The following is a 20,585-nucleotide window of genomic DNA, read 5'->3' on the forward strand; positions in this document are numbered from 1 at the left end:
GCATGGCAACGGATCTTCACGAACTGCTCAGGTCACTGCGGGTGTGGGACCCGGAGGTCACCGCGCTGCCCGCCTTCGACCCCGCCGCCGCGCCCGCGACCCCGCTGGAGCTGTTCACCACGTGGTTCGCGGAGGCGGTGGCGGCCGGGCAGACCGAGCCGCACACCATGTCCCTGGCCACGGCGGACGCGGAGGGCCGCCCGGACGTGCGCACGGTGATGCTGCACGGTGCCGACGCGGACGGCTGGGCCTTCGCGAGCCACGCCCACAGCCGCAAGGGCGGGCACCTGGCGGTACGGCCGTATGCCGCGCTGGGTTTCTACTGGCCGGTGCTGGGCCGGCAGGTGCGGGTGCGGGGGCCGGTGACCGCGGCGCCCTCCGGGGAGGGGCAGGCGGATCTGCACGCCCGCTCGACCGGGGCGCTGGCGGCCGCGCTCACCGGGCGGCAGAGCGAAGTCCTGGGCTCGCTGGACGAGTTGGCGCGGGCCTCCGAGGAGTCCTGGGAACGGGCACGGCGGGAGCCCGCCGCGCCCGTCCCGTCGTGGACGCTGTACCGGCTCGCGCCCGAGGAGGTGGAGTTCTTCCAGGGCGACGAGCGCCGCCGGCATGTGCGGCTCGACTACCGGCGCCGGGACGGGGGTTGGGTGCGGGAGCTGCTGTGGCCGTGACGTCGGTCTACGCGAAGGCGTACCCGGCCCAGTCGACGACCGGGACGTAACCGAGGCGCCGGTAGAGGGCGTTGCTGGTGGGGTTGGCCGCGTCCGTGAACAGGACGACGTCCGTGGCGCCCGCGTCGAGCGCGGCCTGGCTGACCTCGACCGTGGCGGCGGCCGCGTAGCCGTGGCCGCGCAGGGCGGCCGGTGTGTAGACGGGGTCCACCTGGCTGAGGCCCGCGACCATCGGGTTCAGGCCGGCCATGGAGACGGGGGTGCCGTCGGGGGTCTCCCAGAACGTGTAGCTCTTGTCGGCGAAGCGGGTGCTGGGCCAGGTGTCGGCGTCGATGGTGACGTCCTCGCCCACGTCCGCCGCGAACCCGCGGCACAGGCTGATGAGGTGCTCCAGATCCTGCTCGCCCGCGACCCGGCCCCGGCCCTCCGGGAACGGCCGCGGCGGGGTGAGCGTGCCGAGGCGGTGCAGGTGGAGCCGGACGCGGAGGGTCGCGGTAACACCGGTGTGCCGTCGCCAGGCCTCGGCGAAGGCGGCGGCGGTGTCCTGGTCCGCGCTCACGCCGGGCAGGGTGTGTCCGAGGGCGGCCAGGCGGGCGGCGAGGCCGTCGGCCTGGCCGGGGGTGAGCGGGGTGAGACTGATGCCGCGGTCGGGCGAGAGCCGGTAGAAGGCCGCCCGCGTCTCGCCGTCCCGCTCCAGCAGCCCGAAGACGGCCGCTTCGGCGCCGTAGGCGGCCGCTCCCCGGGTCCGCAGTCTTCCGGTCCAGGTCAGCGGCATGATGTGGGCGACGGGGCGGGAGCGCAGGAACGCGCCGCCGCGAGCGAGGAAGTCGTCGAGGTCTTCGGTGAGGTACCAGTCGTCCGGTCGCATGGTTCATGATCCCTGACGGGCTCCGCCGAGAAGTCGACGTCGTGAGGATTCAGGCCATGAAGTCGTACGCCGCGAAGTCCGCCACAGGGCGGTAACCGAGGCGCCGGTAGAGGGCGTTGGTGGTCGGGTTGGCGAGGTCGGTGAAGAGCAGGACCTGGTCGGCGCCGCGGTCGAGGGCGGTGCGGCTGACCGCGGCGGTCACGGCACCGGCGTAGCCGCGGCGGCGCAGGCCGGCCGGGGTGTAGACGGGCGCGACGCGGATCATGCCGGCGAGGAGGGGGCTGATGCCGGCCATGGCGAGGGGGGTGCCGTCGGGGGCCTCCCAGAGGGTGAGGCCGCCGTACGCGAGCCGGGTGTCGGTCCAGGTGGTGGCGTCCCGTCCGCCGGGCTCCCCGATGGCCTCCTGGAACTCGCCGAACCAGCGCGCCAGCAGCTCCCGGTCCCCGTCCCCGGCGATCCGGGCCCGCCCGTGCGGTGCCGGCTCCGGCGGGGTCAGGGTGCCGAGCCGGAAGAGGCGGGTGCCGTGCGGGTGGGGTCCGATCGTGGCACCCGTACGCCGGTGCCAGGCCTCGGCGAACGCTACGGCGGTCTCCTGGACGGCGTTGACACCGGGGAGCGGGCGGCCGCGCGCGATCAGGTGGGCGGCGAGGGAGTCGGCCTGGCCGGGGGTGAGCGGGGTGGTCGTCAGCCGGTGCGGGGGCGTCCGGAAGCACGCCGCCCGCACGTCCCCGTCCTCCTCCAGCACCCCGAACCAGGGCGCCTGCTCGCCGTAGGTCCGCGACCCGCCCACCCGCAGCGCCTCGACGACGGTGAGCACGAGGGTGTGCAGGTCGGGGCGGGAGCGGAGGAAGGCGCCGGCGCGGGACAGGAAGTCGTCGAGGTCCTCGGTGAGGTACCAGGTCTCCGTGCGGGGCCGGGTGTCGGGGCGCATGGTTCATGATGCTTCGAGGCGGCGGTCGGCGCCCGCGAATTACGCTCGGCCTTCCTCGACCGACGGTTCCTCCTGGACCTTGCGCATGCGGACCGCGACGAAGAACGGGGTCTGGTGGGTCTTGCGGTAGCGGGCCTCGTCGACCTGCCGGGCGGCCTCCGTGGCGCGTGGCTCCACGAGCCGCTCCAACACCATTCCGGTGTCGAGGAGTTCACCGAGGAGGGTCTGCATGGTCATGCGGCGGTAGGAGTTGGTGGTGCCGCTGTCCCCGAAGCGGGTCTCCACGCGGTCCTCGTCGAAGTAGGAGCCGCCGTGCCAGACCCAGTCGGCGGTCGGGTGGACGGTGGACAGCAGCAGGGTGCCGCCGGGTCGCAGCACCCGGTGCAGTTCCGCCAGCAACTCCCGGCGGGCGTCCAGGTGATGGTGGACCAGGGCCACGACACAGAGGTCGAAGGAGTCGTTGGGCAGGAAGACGAGGGGCTCCTCCAGGTCATGCTGGTGCAGGGTGACGGCGGGGTCGTCCCCGGTGCGCTCCCGGGCGTGGTCCAGCAGGGTCGCGCTGCCCTCGACCCCGACCACCTCGGCCGCGCCCCGCGCCCGCAGCTCCGCGATGTAGTGCCCGGCCCCGCAGCCGACGTCCAGCACGCGCAGGCCCCTGACGTCCCCGGCCAGCGCAAGCATGGCGGGCCGGTCGGTGTGGGCGTTGTAGGGGCCGTCGGTCGCGTTGCCGGCGAAGTAGTCGGCGAGGGCGCCCTCGTAGGCGGTGGAGTCACTCATCCCGGCATGCTGGCAAGGCCGTACGGCGAGGACAACGGGCTGCGGCAAAGGGCGAGTTAAGACTCCCCCCATTACCTGTTCCCGCCGCCCGCCCTCACCCCGGCTCCCCGTCCGTCGCCAGTCGTGCGTGCAGGTGGGCGTCGCGGAAGGTGTCGTGGCGGCCGGCCTCGAACATCGCGCCGCGCAGTGTGCCCTCGTAGCGGAAGCCGCAGCGCTCGGCGACGGTGCAGGAGGCGCCGTGGCCGAGGGCGTGGCCCAGTTCCAGGCGGTGCAGGCCGAGGTCGGTGAGGCCCCAGCGGGCGGCGAGGCGGAGGGCGCGGGTGGCGACACCCCGGCCGCGGGCCTCGGGGAGCACCCAGTAGCCGACCCGGGCGGTGCGGAAGACGTGGTCGATCATGTTGAGGCCGATGTGCCCGAGCGTCGTACCGGTCGCCTCGTCGGTGATCCGGTACGACGCGCTCGTGCCCTGCGCGGCCTGGTCGGCCTTGTTCCGTATCGCGGCCCGGGCGCCGTCGAGGTCGTGGATCAGGGTGAGGGGGGTGTTCCAGCGCCCGAACTCGGGGTCCAGTGTGGCGCGCAGCCAGTCCTGGACCTGGGCGTCGGAGTCCGCCTCCCAGGCGCACAGACGCAGGCCGTGGCCGTGCAGCGGGGCGAAGGGGCCGGTGCGGTGCTGGTCGTCGACGTCGGTCATCCGCCCATTCAAACCGGTCCTGGCCGTCGCGCGCGGCCTGATGTCAGGCATCCCGCCCGGCCGGACCCACCGGCCGGAACTTCGGCACCCCCTCCGGAAACACCGCCTCCAGCTCCAGCCCGGCCCGCAGCTCCCCGTACGCGCAGTCCACGATCTCCGTCATCATCCGCGGCCCCTCGGCGAGGTCGACGACGGCGGCGGCGTACGGGGTGCGCTCCTTGAAGGGCGGCAGGTCGTTGCGGTGGACCACGGACCACGTGTACAGGCTCGCCCGGCCGGTCGCCGGGAACCAGGAGACGTCCTCGCTCCAGCACCGCGGGCAGAACTCGCGCGGGTAGTGGTGGACCCGGTCGCACGCCCCGCAGCGGCGGAGCAGCAGGACCCCCCGCTCGGCCGCGTCCCAGTAGGTGCGCGTGAAGGCGTCCGCCTCCGGCAGGTCGAAGCGCGCGGTCATCGGAACCAGCCCAGTGCCGCGTCCAGCGACCACGTCTGCCAGGACATCCCGAACAGGGCCACCAGCGAGATGAGGGCCATCATCGAGTTCTGCCCCTGCTCGGCCCAGTCGTGGATCATCAGGGTGAAGTAGAGGACGTTCAGGAGCAGGCCGCCGACCAGGGCCACCGGGGTCAGCAGGCCGAGGATCAGGCCGGCGCCCAGAGCGAGTTCGGCGTACACGACGACGTAGGCCATCGTCCTGGGACGGGGCCTGACCACCACGTCGAAGCCGCTGCGGACCGGGGTCCAGCGGTGCTTGGCGGCGATGTCCGCGGCCCAGGTGATGCCGCCACCCTCGAACCACGTCTTCTTGTCCTTGTGGCGCCAGCTCTCCAGCCACCACAGGCCGAGGCCTATGCGCAGGACGGCGAGCCACTCGGCCCCGGTGAGCCAGATCGTGTCCATGGAATCTGACGGTACGTCAGATACGGGGTTCCGGGAAGCCTGTGCGTCCGCCGTGAAGCTGTGCATCCCCCATGAATGACGCCAGATTGTTGGCAATTTTGTCCGCACCTTGGCTAGCTTCACAGACGCAAGCAGAGACCCGAGGGAGCGAACCGTGAAGCACAGGGCAGTCAAGCGCAGGAGCGTCGTCATGGGGATCGGCGCGACGGCGGGGGCCGCGGCGGTCGGAGGCATCGCCCTGACCGCCAACGCGGCGACGGACACCTCCGCGACCAGCACCGACCTCGTCTTCGACCCGGACGCCTACACGAAGCTGACGACGACCGTCACCGACACCGAGGGCACCGAGCACGCGGTCACCTACCACTTCTGGAAGGCGATCACCTACGTCTCCGAGCCGGTCGACGCGACCTACCAGTCGCTGATCGTCAGCGCCCCGGTCGAGATCGACGGCACCGCGGTGGACGCGAGCAACGCGCCGATCCTGCTCGCGAACTCCGTCGGCGGCTACATGCCGTCCTCCGTGGCGGACGCCACCGGCGTCGGCGCCGGGGGCATGGGCGGTGGCGCCCCCGGCGGTGGCGCCCCCAGCGGTGCCCCCACCGGCAGCGCGGCCCCGGGCGCCAACGGGAACACGAACGCGAACGGCGGTGCCACCAGCAGCAACCAGCTCCTCGCGCTGGCCGCCGGGTACGTCGTGATCGAGCCCGGCGCCCGCGGCCGTACCCTCAAGAACGCCTCGGGCGAGTACTACGGAACCGCCCCCGCCGCGATCGTCGACCTCAAGGCGGCCGTGCGGTACATCAAGGCCAACAAGGGCCGCATCCCCGGCAACGTCGAGCGGATCGTCTCGGCCGGCACCAGCGCGGGCGGCGCCCTCTCCGCGCTGCTCGGCGCCTCCGGCGACAGCCCGCTCTACGACAGGCTCCTTGAGGAGATCGGCGCGGCCGACGCCTCCGACGCGATCTTCGCGGTCGGCGCCTGGTGCCCGATCACCGACCTGGAGCACGCCGACGGCGCCTACGAGTGGAACTGGGGCGGCAACGCGCTGAGCACCGGCAAGCAGGTCGACCAGACAGTGTCGAAGGAGCTCCGGGCCCAGTTCGCGGAGTACCAGGCGTCCCTGAAGCTGCGCGGCCTGAACGGCTTCGGCACGCTGACCGCCCGCAACTACGACGCGTACCTGGTCAAGCAGTACCTGGAGCCCTCGGCGACCCGGTACCTCGCCGCGCTCCCGGACGCCGACCGCGAGGCCTACCTGGCCGAGAACACCTTCATCACCTGGAAGAACGGCAAGGCCCGCTTCACCTGGGCCGACTTCCTCAGCCACGTCGGCGCCCGCAAGAAGAACACCCCGGCCTTCGACGCCTTCGACCTGTCGGCCGGCGAGAACAACCTGTTCGGCGCGGGCACCACCGCGAACCGCCACTTCACCGCGTACAGCGCGAAGAACGACACCACGGGTCTGTCCACCCGGCGCGTCGCGAGCGACCTCCCCGCCAAGCTCGACCAGATGAACCCGATGCACCACCTGGTGGAGAAGGTCAACGGCAGCCGCTCCCGGCACTGGTGGATCCGCCTCGGCACCAACGACACCGACACCTCGCACGTCGTCTCCGCGAACCTCGCCGCCGCCGCGGCGAGGCTCGGCGACGACGTCAACCACCTCTACTACTGGGACCAGGGCCACGGCGCCAACACCGACCCCGGCGACTTCATCACCTGGATCGCCAAGGTCACGGGCTACAAGAAGGCCGCGAAGGCCAAGTAGCCCGTCATGAACGCGGCCCCGGTTTCCCGTCGGTCTCCGGCCGTCGCCGCCAGGGCGCCGAGGCTCCGCTCCCCCGCGGACCCGGCGCCCTGGCGTTTTCCGTGTGGGCTACGTCACGCGACCCACGCACTTCTCCTACAGGCGTGATCGATCCGCAACCAATTCCGGGCTTGACCGAGACCCATCAACGCGCTGTCTGATTACGCTCGCGCTCATGGCCGACTCCGCACCCGACCCCGCCCCCGATCCCGACCCCGCAGACCGCCCCGACCAGCCCGAACGGCCGGTGTACGTCATCGGCGGCGGCCCGGCCGGTCTCTCCGTCGCGTACGCGCTGCGCGCCCGGGGGATCCGCGCGGTCGTCCTGGAGAAGTCCGAGCACGTCGGCGCGTCCTGGCGGCGCCACTACGACCGCCTCCACCTGCACACCACCCGCCGGCTGTCGGCCCTGCCCGGCCTGCCGATGCCGCGCCGCTTCGGCCGCTGGGTCGCCCGCGACGACGTGGTGCGCTACCTGGAGAAGTACGCGGAGTACCACGAGCTGGAGACCGTCACCGGAGTCGAGGTCTCCCGCGTCGAGCGCACCCCCGACGGCACCGGCTGGCTGCTGCACGCCACCGGCGGCCGCGAACTGACCGGCGCCGCGGTGGTCGTGGCCACCGGCTGGAACCACACCCCGCTGCTGCCGGACTGGCCGGGCCGCGAGGCGTACAAGGGCGAGCTCCGGCACGCGGGCGAGTACCGCAACCCGGAGCCCTACGCGGGCCGGGACGTCCTGGTCGTCGGCATCGGCAACACCGGCGCCGAGATCGCCGTGGACCTGGTCGAGGGCGGCGCCGCGCGGATCCGGCTGTCGGTGCGCACCGCCCCGCACATCGTCCGCCGCTCCACGGCCGGCTGGGCCGCCCAGTACACGGGCGTTCTCGTACGACGACTGCCGGTCGGCCTCGTCGACCGGCTGGCCCGCCCCCTGGCGAAGCTCAGCGTGCCCGACCTCTCCGCACACGGGCTGCCCCGCCCCGACACCGGTCTCTACAGCCGGGTCAAGGAGGGCGCCATCCCGGTCCAGGACGTCGGTCTCATCGACGCGATCCGCAAGGGCCGGGTCGAGGTCGTGGCCGCCGTCGAGGGCTTCGAGGGCGGCGAGGTGCTCCTCGCGGACGGCAGCCGCATCACCCCGGACGCGGTGATCGCGGCGACGGGGTACGCCCGCTCGCTGGAGGGTCTGGTCGGCCACCTGGACGTCCTGGACGCGCACGGCGCTCCGGTCGTCAACGGTTCCCGCGCCCCGCGGAACGCCCGTGGCCTCTATTTCTCGGGTTTCGTCACTCCCATCAGCGGCACGTTCCGCGAGGTCGCGATCGACGCGGAGAAGATCGCGAAGGCCGTCGACAAGGACGGCGCGGGCCACCTCTCGCGGCTGCCCGTCTGACGCGGAGAACCCCAACTCGCTTCACCAGCGCTCCTGTTACATCTGCGAGAGATGTGACAGGAGCGTTGTCGTGTGGCGTCGCGCGGGGCCAGAATGTGAACAACTCTCATGTTCTAGCTCCACATTCTCTCCACTACGGAGGACGCACGTGGCACGCGAAAGACAGCTCACCCCGCTCTCCCGGCGCTCCCTGCTCGGCGGTGCCGCCGCGGCGGCCGGTGCCGTCACCCTCGCCGGTACCGCCGCCTCTCCCGCCTCCGCGGCCACGACCCGTGACGTGGACGTCGCGATCGTCGGCGGCGGCCTCGCCGGCCTCACCGCGGCCCGTGACCTGGTCGCGGGCGGGAAGACGGTCGCCGTCCTGGAGGCCCGGGACCGCGTCGGCGGCCGGGTCCTCAACCTGAAGCTGGCCAACGGCGGGGTCACCGAGGGCGGCGGCGAGTTCATCGGCCCCACCCAGGACCGCATCAAGGCGCTCGCCGACTCCCTCGGGGTGGGCACCTTCGCCACCTACAACACCGGCAACAACCTGCTCTACAAGGACGGCAAGAGGACGCCGTACGCCACCGACGGCCTCCTCGGCTCGGTGCCGCCGATCGACGCGGCCGGCCTCGCCAACGCGGCGATCGTCCAGGCCTCCCTCGACGACATGGCCAAGACGATCCCGGTCGACGCGCCCTGGACCGCCGCCAAGGCCGACGAGTGGGACCGGCAGACCTTCGAGACCTGGCTGCGCGCCAACGCCGTGATCCCCTCGGCCAAGTTCCTCCTGGACGTGGCCTGCACCTCGATCTTCTCGGCCGAACCCCGTGAACTGTCCCTGCTGTTCGTGCTGTTCTACATAGCCGCCGCCGGCAACGAGACCACCGTCGGCACCCTGGAGCGCCTCACCGAGACCGCGGGCGGCGCCCAGGAGCTGCGCTTCGTCGGCGGCTCCCAGCTGGTGCCGATCAAGCTCGCCGCCACCCTCGGCGACCGGGTGGTCCTCAACGCCCCGGTGCGCACGATCGCCAAGTCCGGCGCGAAGTACGTCGTCACGGCCGACGGCATCACCGTCACGGCCAAGCGGGTCGTGGTCGCCGTACCGCCGCCGCTCGCGGCCCGCATCACCTACGACCCGCTGCTGCCCGCCGCCCGCGACCAGCTCACCCAGCGACTGCCGATGGCCTCGGTCGGCAAGGCGATCGCGATCTACGACACCCCGTTCTGGCGGGCCGACGGCCTCAACGGGCAGGTCGTCAGCGACACCGGCGTGATCAGCTCGACCTTCGACAACTCCCCGCCCGACGCCTCCTACGGCGCGCTGATGGGCTTCATCGAGGCCGACGAGGCCCGCAAGTTCGACGCGGCGAGCGAGGCCGAGGTCAAGGCGGCCGTCCTCAAGGACTACGTGACCTACTTCGGCTCGAAAGCGGCCTCCCCCACGTCCTTCGTCCTGCAACGCTGGAACAACGAGGCCTACACCCGCGGCGGCCCGGTCTCCATCGCCGCGCCCGGTGTCCTGACCCAGTACGGCCCCGCCCTGCGCACTCCGGTGGGCGGCATCCACTGGGCGGGCACGGAGACCTCCCTGCACTGGAACGGCTTCATGGACGGAGCCGTCCGCTCCGGTGAGCGGGTGGCCAAGGAGGTTCTGGCGGTCCTGTAGTCCGCGCGTCAACTTTGCGTGCACGCCCGTTCCTGACACAGCGTCAGTTCTGTAATCTGACACTGCGTCAGTTATTCACGCTGTCACACAGGAGCGGGCGGACCGATGCTTGGATCAACCCACGGCACCCTCACCACCGACTCCCGCCGGGCCCGGGTCATCGCGTGCGGCGAGCAACCCGGCCCCGCCGTCCACGGCAGGCCCGCCGACGTCGACGACCTCGATGTCGGCGGCCGGCCGCTGTATACGGACGTCCCCGATCTGGACCGTTTCTTCCGGCCGGAGTCGGTCGCCGTGATCGGCGCCTCGGACGCCGAGGGCCGCCCGAACACCGGTGTCACCCGGCAGTTGCTCGACTGGGCGGAGCGGGTCGGAGCCCGGCTGCACCCGGTGCACCCGACCCGCCCGGCCGTCTTCGGCATCCCCTGCGTGACCTCCGTCGCCGACCTGCCCGAACAGGTCGACCTGGCCGTCCTGCTGGTCGCCGACCCGCTGCCGGTGATCGAGCAACTGGCCGAGGCCAAGGTGAAGTTCGCGATCGTCTTCGCCTCCGGTTTCGCCGAGACCGGCGAGGAGGGAGCGGCGGCACAGGAGCGGCTCGCCGCCGCCGTGGCGGACTCCGGGATGCGGCTGCTCGGCCCCAACACCAACCTGAACGCCTTCTCCTCCTTCCGCGAGGACCTCGAAGGACCCGGCATCGCCCTGATCACCCAGTCCGGTCACCAGGGCCGCCCTGTCCATGCCCTCCAGGAACTCGGCATCCGCCTCACCCACTGGGCGCCCACCGGCAACGAGGCCGACCTGGAGACCGCGGACTTCCTCTCCTGGTTCGCCGAGCGTCCCGAGGTCGGCGCCATCGCCTGCTACCTGGAGGGCCTCAAGGACGGCCGTTCCTTCCTGCTCGCCGCCGACCGGGCCGCCCGCCGCAAGGTCCCGGTGGTCGCGGTCAAGGTCGGCCGCACCGAGACCGGTGCCCGTACCGCCGCCTCCCACACCGGCAAGCTCACCGGCGCAGACGCGGTGGTGGACGCGGCGATGCGGCAGTACGGCGTGATCCGCGTCGACGGCCTCGACGAACTCCAGGACACCGCGGCCCTGTTGGCCCGCGCGAAGCCGCCGCGTGCCGAAGGGGTCGTGGTGTACTCGATCTCGGGCGGCACCGGCGCCCACTTCGCCGACCTGGCGACGGAGGCGGGCCTGAAACTGCCGGCCCTCTCCGAGGCCAAGCAGGCCGAACTGCACCAGTGGATACCGGAGTTCCTGAGCGTGGCCAACCCGGTCGACAACGGCGGCCACCCGGTCGGCGACTGGCGCGGCCGGAAGATCATCGACGCGATCCTCGCCGACCCGTCCGTGGGGGTGCTGATCTGCCCGGTGACCGGACCCTTCCCTCCCCTCAGCGACCGGCTGGTCCAGGACCTGGTGGACGCGGCCGAGCAGACCGACAAGCTGGTGTGCGTGGTGTGGGGCTCGCCTGTCGGCACCGAACCGGCGTACCGCGAGGTGCTGTTGGGCTCCTCCCGGGTGGCGACCTTCCGCACGGTCGGCAACTGCATCACCGCGGTCCGCGCCTGGCTCGACCACCACCGTTTCGTCAGCGGCTACCGCTCCCCCTTCGACGAGGCCCCCCGCACCCCGTCGCCCTCCTTCCGCAAGGCGCAGGCGCTGATGCGCCCGGGCCAGCAGCTCAGCGAGCACGCGGCGAAGCAGCTGCTGCGGGCGTACGGGATCCGGGTGCCGCGCGAGCAGCTGGTGACCAGCGCGGCGGCGGCCGTCCGGGCGGCCGGTCAGGTCGGCTACCCGGTGGTGATGAAGGCGTCCGGCGCGAGGATCGCCCACAAGACCGAGCTCGGCCTGGTGAAGATCGGCCTGACGTCGGCCAGCCAAGTACGAGATGCCTACCGCGAGTTGACGGACATCGCCCGCTACGAGGACGTGTCCCTCGACGGAGTCCTGGTCTGCCAGATGGTCGAGCGGGGCGTGGAGATGGTCGTCGGGGCCGCGCACGACGAGCTGTTCGGGCCGACGGTGACGGTCGGGCTCGGCGGGGTGCTGGTCGAGGTGCTGCGCGACACCGCCGTACGGGTGCCGCCCTTCGGGGAGGAGCAGGCCCGGGACATGCTGGCGGACCTGCGCGGGCGGGCCCTTCTGGACGGGGTCAGGGGGCGGCCACCGGCGGACTTGGACGCGCTGGTGGAAGTCGTGCTGCGGGTGCAGCGGATGGTGGTGGAGCTCGGGGACGAGCTGGCGGAGCTCGACGTCAACCCGCTGATGGTGCTGCCCAGGGGGCAGGGGGCGGTGGCGCTGGACGCGTTGGTGGTGTGCCGGTGAGCGAGGTGCTGCACGTCGTCGACGGCGGGGTCGCGCAGCTGACCCTCAACCGGCCCGAGGCGCTCAACGCCATCACCCCCGACCAGCGCGAGCGCCTCGTCCGGCTGCTCGGCGAGGCGTCCGCGGACCCCGGCGTCCGGGCCGTGGTCCTCACCGGTACCGGGCGCGGCTTCTGCGCGGGGGCGGACCTGCGGGGCGGGGCGGTGGCCGGCGGGCGGGGGGCCGGTGGCGTGGCCGGTGAGCGGGTGGCCGGTGACGTGGCCCGGATGATCCGGGACGGCGCCCAGCGGCTGATCGCCGCCGTCCTGGACTGCGAGAAGCCGGTGATCGCGGCGGTCAACGGCACGGCGGCCGGCCTGGGCGCCCATCTGGCCCTCGCCTGCGATCTCGTACTGGCCGCCGAGTCCGCCCGCTTCATCGAGGTGTTCGTGCGCCGGGGCCTGGTCCCCGACGGCGGCGGCGCCTACCTCCTGCCGCGGCTGGTCGGCCCGCAGCGGGCCAAGGAGCTGATGTTCTTCGGCGACGCGCTCTCCGCCGCCGACGCCGAGCGGCTCGGCCTGGTCAACCGGGTCGTCCCGGACGGGGAGTTGGACAAGACGGCCCGCGAGTGGGCGGCCCGGCTCGCCGCCGGCCCGACCCGCGCCCTCGCCCTGACGAAGCAGCTCGTCAACGCCTCCCTGGACAGCGACCGCGCCACCGCCTTCGCCGCGGAGGCCGCCGCCCAGGAGATCAACATGACGACGGCGGACGCCCAGGAGGGCGTGGCGAGCTTCGTGGAGCGCAGGAGCCCGGAGTACCGGGGGCGTTGAGGCTCAGGGGGCCGGCGTCAGGATCCGCACGTCCGGCGCGTCCGGGTCCCCGAACGGCACGAACAGCTCGGGCTTCGCCTCCGTGCCGCCGATCCTCCAGTACGTCTCCTGCCCGCATCCGTCGGCCGGCCGTACGACGACACCGGGGCGCCCCTCGGGGCCGTCGGCGTAGGGGTCGTAGCCGCCCTTGGCGTCGAGCCGCCAGGTGCCGGTGCCGTCGCACACCGCGAAGGGCGGATCGCCGTAGGGCTCGTCGGACGCGGACGCGGACGCGGACCCGGGCGCGGTCTCGGCGGGCAGGGCGGTGAGGTCGGCGCGGCCGCCCGTGCCGAGGCGCAGGACCGCGCCCTCCTCGCCCCGCCAGACCCCGGTGAGCTGCGCGGCGGACAGCTTCGGCGGCTCGTACTCCTCGAGGATTCCCGTGACCGTGGCCAGCACCCCGCCGAGGAACACCAGGAGGAACAGCCCCACGGAGGCGAACAGCGCGGGCAGCCACACCCCCCAGAAGCCCCGGGTGCGTCGGCGCAGCCACCCGAGGCCGAGCACCGGGAGGACGCCGAGGGCGGCGAAGAGCGGGGCGGTGACGGTGAACGGCCAGTCCCACAGCAGCAGGGCGAGCCCGGCCCAGACCACGCCGAGGACCGCGGTGAGGCCCAGGTGCCAGGCCCACACCGGGCCCCGGGTGCGCCGGGCCGCCTCGCGCGCGAGCCCCTCCGCCGGCAGTACCTGGAGCACCGCGTGCGCGAGGCCGAGGACCGGCAGGACCAGCGGTGCCACGGCGAGGAGACAGGCCAGGGCGAACAGCGCGAAGGCCCCGTAGGCGCCCCCGTACGCGTAGTCGTCGCCCAGCTGACCCCTGATCCACCAGGCCAGGCCGATCGCCGGAAACTGCATCGCGCACACCGCGGCGGCCTCGTTGAGCCGTCTGTTCCCCCACCCCATGGAAGCAGCCTACGCATCGCCCTTCGCCCGCTTGCCCGAGCCCTTCCCATCTGACGCACCGTCAGCTTCAATGGGGATGTGATGGGACAAGCGGGGACGGCGGAAGCGGCCGTCCGGTACCTGAGGTCGACGGGGACGCGGCCGGTGGAGGCGCTGCCCCGGCCCGAGCTGCGGTGTGTCCGCGAGGACGAGCGCGCACCGCTCGACCCGGCGGAGTTCCGGCGCGTGCTGGGGAGCTTCGCGACCGGCGTCACGGTGATCACGGCCCCCGGCACCCCGCCCGCCGGTTTCGCCTGCCAGTCCTTCTCCTCCCTCTCCCTCGACCCACCGCTGGTCGCGTTCATGGTGGGCCGTACGTCGGGCACCTGGCCGCGCATCGCCCAGGCGGGCGTCTTCTGCGTGAACGTACTGAGCGCCGAACAGGGCGAGCTGTGCAGGGCGTTCGCGGTGAGCGGCGCCGACAAGTTCGCGGGCGTGTCCCACGACCCGGCCCCGGTCTCCGGCTCCCCGCGCCTCGCGGGCACGCTCGCGTGGATCGACTGCACGATCCACGCGGTGCACACCGGCGGGGACCATCTCATCGTGGTGGGGCGGGTGGACGCGCTGGGCACGGGCGAGGGCGAGCGGCCTCTGCTGTTCCACCGGGGACGGTTCGTCTGACGGCTCGGCTCCACGGCACCGGCTGTCAGCGGCCTCCGCGATATCGGCTCCACGGCGCCCGCTGTCAGTGGCCTCCGTGATAATCGCTCCGCCACGACCGCCGGAGCGACGGAGTACGCGCCTTGTCCCCGATCCATGCATTCGCCACCTGGGAGCCGCTGTTGTGGCTCCTGTTCCACGACAACGCCGACCGCCTCGCCGCACCGGGCGGCTACGTGGCCGGGCACATCAGCCACGGTGGGTGGAGCGTGCCGGTGCGCCGGCGCTCGCCCCCTCCCGGCCAGGCGTCCCAGATCGAGGACATGCAGGAGGAGTACGACGCGGTGGGGCGGGTGCACACGGCCCTGGCCGAGTCCGGCGTCGACGGGCTCGCGTTCGTCGCGGAGATCTCACCGGCCGGCCGGGCCGTCCTGCATCTCATCGAGACCGGTCCCGCCGTGGAACCCGGCATCGGCGGACCTCACCCGGGGGCGATCCTGCTGGTCGAGGGCGCCGTACCCGAGCCGTGGCGGCGGCTGCCCGACCCGGTGGACGGGGCCGCCCCGGACCCGGCGGCCGATCCCGCGCTGCTGGAGCGGACGCTCCGCGAACGGCTCCCCGACGCGATCGGCGCCACCGAGGAGGAGATCGCGGCGGCGGAGAAACGCCTCGGCATCGCGCTGCCCGAGGAACTGAAGGCGCTGTACCGGGTGACCCGGGCGCGCTGGGAGGACTGGGACGGCGACTACGACAAGGCGGAGCAGGTCTACGACGCGGTCGGCTGCGAGCTGCTCCCCCTGGACCGCGTGTACGTCGCCGACGCCGCGTCCCGCAGGAGCTCCTGGCGGTTCGCGGCGATGGAGGCGGTCTTCACCCCGCCCGACGCGGCCGTGCAGGGCCTGGTCGGCTCCCCCGGCTGGATCGTCTTCGGCGACAACGGCGGCGGTGACCGGCTCGCGGCCGACCTGACGCCGGGCCCGGGCGGGCACACGGGACAGATCGTCCAGATCGGTCACGAGGACCACGTCGGCGCCGACCTGCTCGCCGCCTCCCTCACCGACCTGGTGCTCAACGGGGAGCGCGAGGAGCGCGCTCGCCGCCGGGAGGCGCCGGCGGTGGCGTACGTCAATGTCGCGAGCCTCGGCAGTGTCGAGGAGGCCGCCCACCCCGCCCTCGAGGTCCTGTCCATCGGCGTGCTGGAGGGCCCGCCTGTCAGTCTCGCCCCTGTGGCCAGCCTCCCCCGTCTGCGGACCCTGAGCGCCTATCCCCGTACCCTCGCCGACCCGCTGGAGATCGCCCGGCTGTCCGGCCTGGAGTACCTGGAGCTCGGCCCGGAGGAGTGGCGGGTGCTGCTGGACGCCGACGCGGTTCCCCGGAGCCTGCTCGCGGCCGGCATCGAGGTCCACGGCGACCGGCACCCGCTCCCGGTCGTCGACCTCGCGAACGAACTCCTCGCCCGGTGGGACCGTCCGCCGATGACCCGGACGGTCCTGGAGGGCGAGCTGTGAGCCACCGCTAGGCGGTCGCGAGCGCGGGGGCGGCCGGGCGGCGCCGGATCACCAGGGCCATCAGCGCCGCCGCCGCGCACAGCGCGCCCGAGGCGTACCAGACCATGTCGTACGTGCCGAACACGTCCCGGGCCACTCCGCCGAGGAAGGCGATCAGGGCGGCACCGACCTGGTGGGAGGCGAGGACCCAGCCGAAGACGATCGCGCTGTCGTCGCCGTGCTGCTCGCGGCACAGGGCGACGGTGGGCGGGACGGTGGCGACCCAGTCGAGGCCGTAGAAGACGATGAAGAACAGCATCGGCGGGTGCACGCTCGGCGCCAGCAGCATCGGCAGGAACAGCAGCGAGACACCGCGCAGGGCGTAGTACACCGCGAGCAGGCGGCGGGGTTCGAAGCGGTCGGTGAACCAGCCGGAGGCCACGGTGCCGACGACGTCGAAGACGCCGATGACCGCGAGCAGCGAGGCGGCGGCCGTGACCGGCATGCCGTGGTCGTGGGCGGCGGGCACGAAGTGGGTCTGGACGAGGCCGTTGGTGGAGGCCCCGCAGATCGCGAAGGTGCCGGCGAGCAGCCAGAAGGGGCCGGTGCGGGCGGCCTTGAACAGGACGGTCACCGCTCGGCGGGCGGCGCCCTGGACCGGTGCCGGCTTCGGCACGAACTCGGTCGCGCCGTACGGCCGTAGCCCCACGTCGGCCGGGTGGTCGCGCAGCAGCAGCCAGACGAAGGGGACGACCGCGAGCGCGGCGAGCGCGACCGTGATCGCGGCCGGCCGCCAGTCGTGCTCCTCGACCATCCAGGACAGCACCGGCAGGAAGATCAGCTGGCCGGAGGCGGAGGCGGCGGTCAGGATGCCGGTGACCAGGCCGCGCCGCTCGGTGAACCAGCGGTTGGTGACGGTCGCGGCGAAGGCGAGGGCCATCGAGCCGCTGCCCAGGCCGACGAGCAGGCCCCAGTAGAGCATCAGCTGCCAGGCGGCCGTCATCCACACGGTCAGGCCGGAACCGACCGCGATCACGGTCAGCGCGACGGCGACCACCCGCCGGATGCCGAAGCGGTCCATCAGCGCCGCCGCGAAGGGCGCGGTCAGGCCGTACAGCGCGAGGTTGACGGAGACGGCCGCGCCGATGGTGCCGCGTGACCAGCCGAAGTCCTGGTGCAGGGGGTCGATGAGGAGGCCGGGCAGGGAACGGAAGGCGGCGGCGCCGATGATCGTCACGAAGGTGACGGCGGCGACGAACCAGGCGCGGTGGACGCGGAATCCCCCGGGGGGCCGGGTTTCCTCGACGGCGGCTGCGGCTTCGGTTGTCTGGGTCACGACATACAGCCTGCGGCCTGCGGCTCGCCGGATCCATTGGCCCGAAGGACAGCATTCGTTAGGATCGGGCCATGAGCCGGACTGGTCGTGCCCCGGGGTTCCGCCCGCACCGCGTCGTCGTCCTCGCCATGGACGGCGTCCTCCCCTTCGAGCTGGGTATCCCGCACCGGATCTTCGGTCGCCCCCGGGACGCCGAGGGGCGGCTGCTGTACGAGGTCGTCACCTGCTCGATCCGCCCGCCGGGCCCGGTGCAGACCGACGCCGACTTCGCCATCCAGGTCGAGCACGGCCCGGAGACACTGGCCACCGCCGACACCGTGATCGTCCCGGCGTCGTACGAACTGGGCCCGGTCTTCGAACAGGGCGTCCTGACCGACGAACTGGCCGCCGCCCTCGCCCACATCCGCCCCGGCACCCGGCTCGCCTCCATCTGCACCGGCGTCTACGTCCTCGCCGCCGCCGGCCTCCTCGACGGCCGCCCCGCCACCACGCACTGGGCCGACTCGGACCGGCTCCAGGAGCTCTTCCCGCAGATCAGGGTCGATCCCGAGGTCCTGTTCATCGACGACGGCGACGTGCTGACGTCAGCGGGGGTCGCGGCCGGTGTCGACCTGTGCCTGCACATGGTCCGCCGCGACCACGGCACCGCGGTCGCCAATGACGTGGCCCGCCGCACGGTGGTGCCGCCGCACCGCGACGGCGGCCAGGCGCAGTACATCCACCGCCCCGTGCCCGACCCCCAGCAGTCGACCACGACGTCGGCCCGCACCTGGGCGCTGGGCCGGCTGCACGAGCCGATCCAGCTGCGGGACATGGCCGCGCAGGAGGCCATGTCGGTACGCACCTTCACGCGCCGCTTCCGCGAGGAGGTCGGCGTCAGCCCCGGCCAGTGGCTCACCCAGCAGCGCGTGGAGCGCGCCCGCCACCTCCTGGAGTCCACCGACCTCTCCGTCGATCAGGTGGCCCACGACGCGGGCTTCGGCACGGCCCAGTCCATGCGCCAGCACCTACAAACAGCCCTCGGCGTCACCCCGACGGCCTACCGCCGCACCTTCCGGTCCGGGACCGGGGGTTCCGACCACCCCGCCCCTTCCTCCCGGCGCCACTCCACCGTGGCCGCGCTGAGCCCGCCCCCGCACACCTAGAAGGTCAGCACCCCCCGCGCCACCCGTCCCGCCTCCGCGTCCCCGACCGCCTTCTCGAAGTCCTCGATCGGGTAGGTCTCCGTGACCAGTTCGTCGAGGAGCAGGCGGCCCTGACGGTAGAGGTCGGCGTACAGGGGGATGTCGTGCTGCGGTCGTGAGGAGCCGTACCGGCAGCCGAGGACGGCCTTGTCGAGGAACATCGACGAGACGACGAAGGACGCCTCCGCGCCCGCCGTCGGCACCCCCAGCAGCACCGCCTGGCCGTGCCGGTCCAGCAAGTCGACGGCGGCGCGCACGAGTTCGACCCGCCCCACGCACTCGAAGGCGTGGTCCACGCCGTACGGCAGCAGCTCCCGCACGCCTTCCACCGACGTCAGGAAGTCGCTCGCCCCGAACTGCCGGGCCATCGCCTCCTTGGCCGGGTTGGCGTCCACGGCCACGATCCGCGACGCCCCGGCGATCCGCGCGCCCTGGATGACGTTGAGCCCGATCCCCCCGGTCCCGATCACCAGCACGCTGTCCCCGAGGTCCACCCGGGCCCGGTTGAGCACGGCTCCCACCCCGGTCAGCACCCCGCACCCGATGAGCGCGGCGGACGTCAGGGGGATGTCCTTCGGGATCCGGACCGCCTGGACGGCCTTCACCACCGTCCGTTCCGCGAAGGCGGAGTTGCAGGCGAACTGGAACACCGCCTCCCCGCCCCGCGCGAAGCGCTTCCGCGGCCGCCCGATGGAGCTGCGGCACATGGTCGGCCTCCCCCGGTCGCAGTCGGCGCAGGCCCCGCAGTTGGCCAGCGTGGACAGCGCCACATGGTCGCCGGGCCCGACATGCGTGACCCCCTCCCCCACGGCCTCCACCACACCCGCGCCCTCGTGCCCGAGCACCACCGGCACCGGGAACGGAATCGTCCCGTCCACCACGGACAGATCGCTGTGGCACAGCCCGGCCGCCGAGATCGCGACCAGCACCTCCCCGGGCCCCGGGTCCCGTACCTCCAGATCGTCGACGACCTGGAGCTGCCTCCCGTCGAACAGCACGCCGCGCATCAGACGACCCCCTTGGGTTCCCTGGGCAGGCCGAGCACCCGCTCGGCGATGATGGTGCGCTGGACCTGGTCGGAGCCGCCGTAGACGGTGTCGGCCCGCGAGAACAGGAACAGGTGCTGCGACTCGTCGATCTCGTACGGCGACGCGGGGGACCAGTCCCGGGGCCCGACCGCGGCCTCCGCCCCGCGCACGAGCATCGCCAGCTCCCCGAGCCGCTGATGCCACCCCGCCCACAGCAGCTTGGCCACATTGGGCGCCCCGGTGTCCCCCGAACCGCCCAGTGTCCGCAGCGCGTTCCACCGCATGACCCGCAACTCGGCCCACTGCCGTACCAGCTGCGCCCGTACGACGGGATCGGCGACCGCCCCGGTCCGTACGGCGGCCCGCACGACCCGGGTCAACTCCTGGGCGAAGCCGACCTGTTGGGCCAGCGTGGACACCCCGCGCTCGAAGCCCAGCAGGCTCATGGCCACCCGCCAGCCGTTCCCCTCGCCCCCGACGACATGCTCCACGCGCGCGTGCGCCCCGTCGAAGAAGACCTCGTTGAACTCACTGGTCCCGGTCATCTGCCGGATCGGCCGTACCTCGATGCGTCCCGGCTGGTCCATGGGCACGAGGAGGAACGACAGCCCGTGATGCCGCCTCGACTCCGGATCGGTCCGCGCGAGCACGAAACACCAGTCCGCCTCGTGCGCGAGGGAGGTCCAGATCTTCTGCCCGCTGATCCGGTACACCCCGTCCGACCCGAGCGACGCCCTGGTCCGCACCCCGGCGAGATCGGACCCGGCCCCGGGCTCGCTGTACCCCTGACACCACAACTCGTCCCCGGCGGCGACGGGAGGCAGAAACCGAGCCTTCTGCTCGCCGGTACCGTGCGCGAGCAGGGTAGGCGCGAGCAGCTTCTCCCCGATATGCCCGGACCGCGCCGGCGCCCCCGACCGCGCGTACTCCTCGGCCCAGACGACCTGCTGGGTCAGGGTGGCAGTCCGATTCCCGTAACCGGACTCCGACCAACCCAGCCCGATCCAGCCGGACTTACCGAGGGTCCTTTCCCAGGTACGACGGTCTTGTGCACCGTCGGCGTGGACCGAGAGCCATTTCCTCGCTTCGGCACGGAACGCCTCATCCTCGCCGGTGAACCCGAAATCCACGGGGCTCTCCTCT

Annotated in this window: 19 protein-coding genes; 9 read left to right on the top strand and 10 right to left on the bottom strand. The window is 72.8% G+C overall.

Annotated features, from left to right (window positions below; genetic code table 11):
* Positions 1-2 precede the first annotated feature (2 nt).
* Complete coding sequence (locus AC2XR2_RS19965; protein WP_491515879.1) at positions 3-668, top strand: pyridoxine/pyridoxamine 5'-phosphate oxidase; 666 nt, start codon at positions 3-5, stop codon at positions 666-668.
* Positions 669-675: 7 nt separating this feature from the next.
* Here the strand turns inward: AC2XR2_RS19965 and AC2XR2_RS19970 are convergent, their stop codons facing one another.
* The 6 genes from AC2XR2_RS19970 to AC2XR2_RS19995 all read right to left on the bottom strand — a co-directional run bounded on the left by AC2XR2_RS19970 (position 676) and on the right by AC2XR2_RS19995 (position 4,835).
* Entirely contained in the window at positions 676-1,536 is an 861-nt protein-coding gene (locus tag AC2XR2_RS19970; protein ID WP_491515880.1) for a GNAT family N-acetyltransferase, read from the bottom strand.
* Positions 1,537-1,585: 49 nt separating this feature from the next.
* Positions 1,586-2,467, bottom strand: a complete 882-nt coding sequence (locus tag AC2XR2_RS19975; protein WP_491515881.1) for a GNAT family N-acetyltransferase — start codon at positions 2,465-2,467, stop codon at positions 1,586-1,588.
* 39 nt (positions 2,468-2,506) lie between these two features.
* Positions 2,507-3,244, bottom strand: coding sequence for a class I SAM-dependent methyltransferase (locus AC2XR2_RS19980; protein ID WP_491515882.1), 738 nt, complete (start codon positions 3,242-3,244; stop codon positions 2,507-2,509).
* A 94-nt stretch (positions 3,245-3,338) separates the two neighbouring features.
* Positions 3,339-3,935 carry a GNAT family N-acetyltransferase gene (locus tag AC2XR2_RS19985; protein ID WP_449353597.1) on the bottom strand — a complete coding sequence of 199 codons (597 nt, stop codon included), beginning with the start codon at positions 3,933-3,935 and terminating at the stop codon, positions 3,339-3,341.
* A gap of 43 nt (positions 3,936-3,978) precedes the next feature.
* Positions 3,979-4,389, bottom strand: a complete 411-nt coding sequence (locus tag AC2XR2_RS19990; RefSeq protein ID WP_491515883.1) for a Zn-ribbon domain-containing OB-fold protein — start codon at positions 4,387-4,389, stop codon at positions 3,979-3,981.
* A complete protein-coding gene (locus tag AC2XR2_RS19995; RefSeq protein ID WP_356462005.1) occupies positions 4,386-4,835 on the bottom strand; it encodes a DoxX family protein in 450 nt (149 codons plus the stop codon). Before AC2XR2_RS19995 ends, AC2XR2_RS19990 begins: the two co-directional genes overlap by 4 nt.
* A gap of 190 nt (positions 4,836-5,025) precedes the next feature.
* Between AC2XR2_RS19995 and AC2XR2_RS20000 the strand changes: the two genes are divergently transcribed.
* From AC2XR2_RS20000 to AC2XR2_RS20020, 5 genes are all read left to right on the top strand, one after another.
* A complete protein-coding gene (locus tag AC2XR2_RS20000) occupies positions 5,026-6,606 on the top strand; it encodes a subtype B tannase (protein WP_491518467.1) in 1,581 nt (526 codons plus the stop codon).
* Between the two features lie 214 nt (positions 6,607-6,820).
* Positions 6,821-8,038 (top strand): flavin-containing monooxygenase, encoded by a 1,218-nt coding sequence (locus tag AC2XR2_RS20005; protein WP_491515884.1) that lies wholly within the window; start codon positions 6,821-6,823, stop codon positions 8,036-8,038.
* A gap of 148 nt (positions 8,039-8,186) precedes the next feature.
* Entirely contained in the window at positions 8,187-9,686 is a 1,500-nt protein-coding gene (locus AC2XR2_RS20010; RefSeq protein WP_381300898.1) for a flavin monoamine oxidase family protein, read from the top strand.
* A 105-nt stretch (positions 9,687-9,791) separates the two neighbouring features.
* On the top strand, positions 9,792-12,017 hold the full coding sequence (locus AC2XR2_RS20015) for an acetate--CoA ligase family protein (RefSeq protein WP_491515885.1): 2,226 nt from the start codon (positions 9,792-9,794) through the stop codon (positions 12,015-12,017).
* Positions 12,008-12,826: an enoyl-CoA hydratase/isomerase family protein gene (locus AC2XR2_RS20020; protein ID WP_491515886.1), complete on the top strand. Its 819-nt coding sequence runs from the start codon at positions 12,008-12,010 to the stop codon at positions 12,824-12,826. Before AC2XR2_RS20015 ends, AC2XR2_RS20020 begins: the two co-directional genes overlap by 10 nt.
* 3 nt (positions 12,827-12,829) lie before the next feature.
* Here the strand turns inward: AC2XR2_RS20020 and AC2XR2_RS20025 are convergent, their stop codons facing one another.
* Entirely contained in the window at positions 12,830-13,768 is a 939-nt protein-coding gene (locus tag AC2XR2_RS20025; RefSeq protein WP_491515887.1) for a hypothetical protein, read from the bottom strand.
* 81 nt (positions 13,769-13,849) lie between these two features.
* Here AC2XR2_RS20025 and AC2XR2_RS20030 point away from each other — a divergent pair, with 81 nt between their 5' ends.
* Both AC2XR2_RS20030 and AC2XR2_RS20035 read left to right on the top strand, forming a co-directional pair.
* The gene (locus AC2XR2_RS20030) at positions 13,850-14,428 is read left to right on the top strand and encodes a flavin reductase family protein (RefSeq protein ID WP_330266184.1); all 579 of its coding nucleotides are present in this window, start codon (positions 13,850-13,852) and stop codon (positions 14,426-14,428) included.
* 122 nt (positions 14,429-14,550) lie between these two features.
* Positions 14,551-15,915: an SMI1/KNR4 family protein gene (locus AC2XR2_RS20035; RefSeq protein WP_491515888.1), complete on the top strand. Its 1,365-nt coding sequence runs from the start codon at positions 14,551-14,553 to the stop codon at positions 15,913-15,915.
* 7 nt (positions 15,916-15,922) lie between these two features.
* Here AC2XR2_RS20035 and AC2XR2_RS20040 read toward each other — a convergent pair whose 3' ends face one another.
* On the bottom strand, positions 15,923-17,230 hold the full coding sequence (locus AC2XR2_RS20040; RefSeq protein ID WP_491515889.1) for an MFS transporter: 1,308 nt from the start codon (positions 17,228-17,230) through the stop codon (positions 15,923-15,925).
* 71 nt (positions 17,231-17,301) lie between these two features.
* On the opposite strand from AC2XR2_RS20040, the gene AC2XR2_RS20045 reads away from it, so the two are divergent.
* Positions 17,302-18,375, top strand: coding sequence for a GlxA family transcriptional regulator (locus AC2XR2_RS20045; protein WP_491515890.1), 1,074 nt, complete (start codon positions 17,302-17,304; stop codon positions 18,373-18,375).
* On the opposite strand, the gene AC2XR2_RS20050 is transcribed toward AC2XR2_RS20045, so the two are convergent.
* Together AC2XR2_RS20050 and AC2XR2_RS20055 are read right to left on the bottom strand one after the other, a co-directional pair.
* Positions 18,372-19,421 (bottom strand): Zn-dependent alcohol dehydrogenase, encoded by a 1,050-nt coding sequence (locus tag AC2XR2_RS20050; RefSeq protein ID WP_491515891.1) that lies wholly within the window; start codon positions 19,419-19,421, stop codon positions 18,372-18,374. The two genes, AC2XR2_RS20045 and AC2XR2_RS20050, sit on opposite strands and share 4 nt — an antisense overlap.
* Positions 19,421-20,572 (bottom strand): acyl-CoA dehydrogenase family protein, encoded by a 1,152-nt coding sequence (locus tag AC2XR2_RS20055; protein ID WP_381300908.1) that lies wholly within the window; start codon positions 20,570-20,572, stop codon positions 19,421-19,423. Before AC2XR2_RS20055 ends, AC2XR2_RS20050 begins: the two co-directional genes overlap by 1 nt.
* Positions 20,573-20,585: the final 13 nt, after the last annotated feature.

The organism is Streptomyces sp. LS-MS-L19, assembly GCF_058382285.1.

What these genes read in the sequence shown, in the direction of transcription:
- AC2XR2_RS19965 (WP_491515879.1), top strand. Translation starts at nt 3, where the DNA reads ATGGCAACGGATCTTCACGAACTGCTCAGGTCACTGCGGGTGTGGGAC.
- AC2XR2_RS19970 (WP_491515880.1), bottom strand. Translation starts at nt 1,536, where the DNA reads ATGCGACCGGACGACTGGTACCTCACCGAAGACCTCGACGACTTCCTC.
- AC2XR2_RS19975 (WP_491515881.1), bottom strand. Translation starts at nt 2,467, where the DNA reads ATGCGCCCCGACACCCGGCCCCGCACGGAGACCTGGTACCTCACCGAG.
- AC2XR2_RS19980 (WP_491515882.1), bottom strand. Translation starts at nt 3,244, where the DNA reads ATGAGTGACTCCACCGCCTACGAGGGCGCCCTCGCCGACTACTTCGCC.
- AC2XR2_RS19985 (WP_449353597.1), bottom strand. Translation starts at nt 3,935, where the DNA reads ATGACCGACGTCGACGACCAGCACCGCACCGGCCCCTTCGCCCCGCTG.
- AC2XR2_RS19990 (WP_491515883.1), bottom strand. Translation starts at nt 4,389, where the DNA reads ATGACCGCGCGCTTCGACCTGCCGGAGGCGGACGCCTTCACGCGCACC.
- AC2XR2_RS19995 (WP_356462005.1), bottom strand. Translation starts at nt 4,835, where the DNA reads ATGGACACGATCTGGCTCACCGGGGCCGAGTGGCTCGCCGTCCTGCGC.
- AC2XR2_RS20000 (WP_491518467.1), top strand. Translation starts at nt 5,026, where the DNA reads ATGGGGATCGGCGCGACGGCGGGGGCCGCGGCGGTCGGAGGCATCGCC.
- AC2XR2_RS20005 (WP_491515884.1), top strand. Translation starts at nt 6,821, where the DNA reads ATGGCCGACTCCGCACCCGACCCCGCCCCCGATCCCGACCCCGCAGAC.
- AC2XR2_RS20015 (WP_491515885.1), top strand. Translation starts at nt 9,792, where the DNA reads ATGCTTGGATCAACCCACGGCACCCTCACCACCGACTCCCGCCGGGCC.
- AC2XR2_RS20025 (WP_491515887.1), bottom strand. Translation starts at nt 13,768, where the DNA reads ATGGGGTGGGGGAACAGACGGCTCAACGAGGCCGCCGCGGTGTGCGCG.
- AC2XR2_RS20030 (WP_330266184.1), top strand. Translation starts at nt 13,850, where the DNA reads ATGGGACAAGCGGGGACGGCGGAAGCGGCCGTCCGGTACCTGAGGTCG.
- AC2XR2_RS20045 (WP_491515890.1), top strand. Translation starts at nt 17,302, where the DNA reads ATGAGCCGGACTGGTCGTGCCCCGGGGTTCCGCCCGCACCGCGTCGTC.
- AC2XR2_RS20050 (WP_491515891.1), bottom strand. Translation starts at nt 19,421, where the DNA reads ATGCGCGGCGTGCTGTTCGACGGGAGGCAGCTCCAGGTCGTCGACGAT.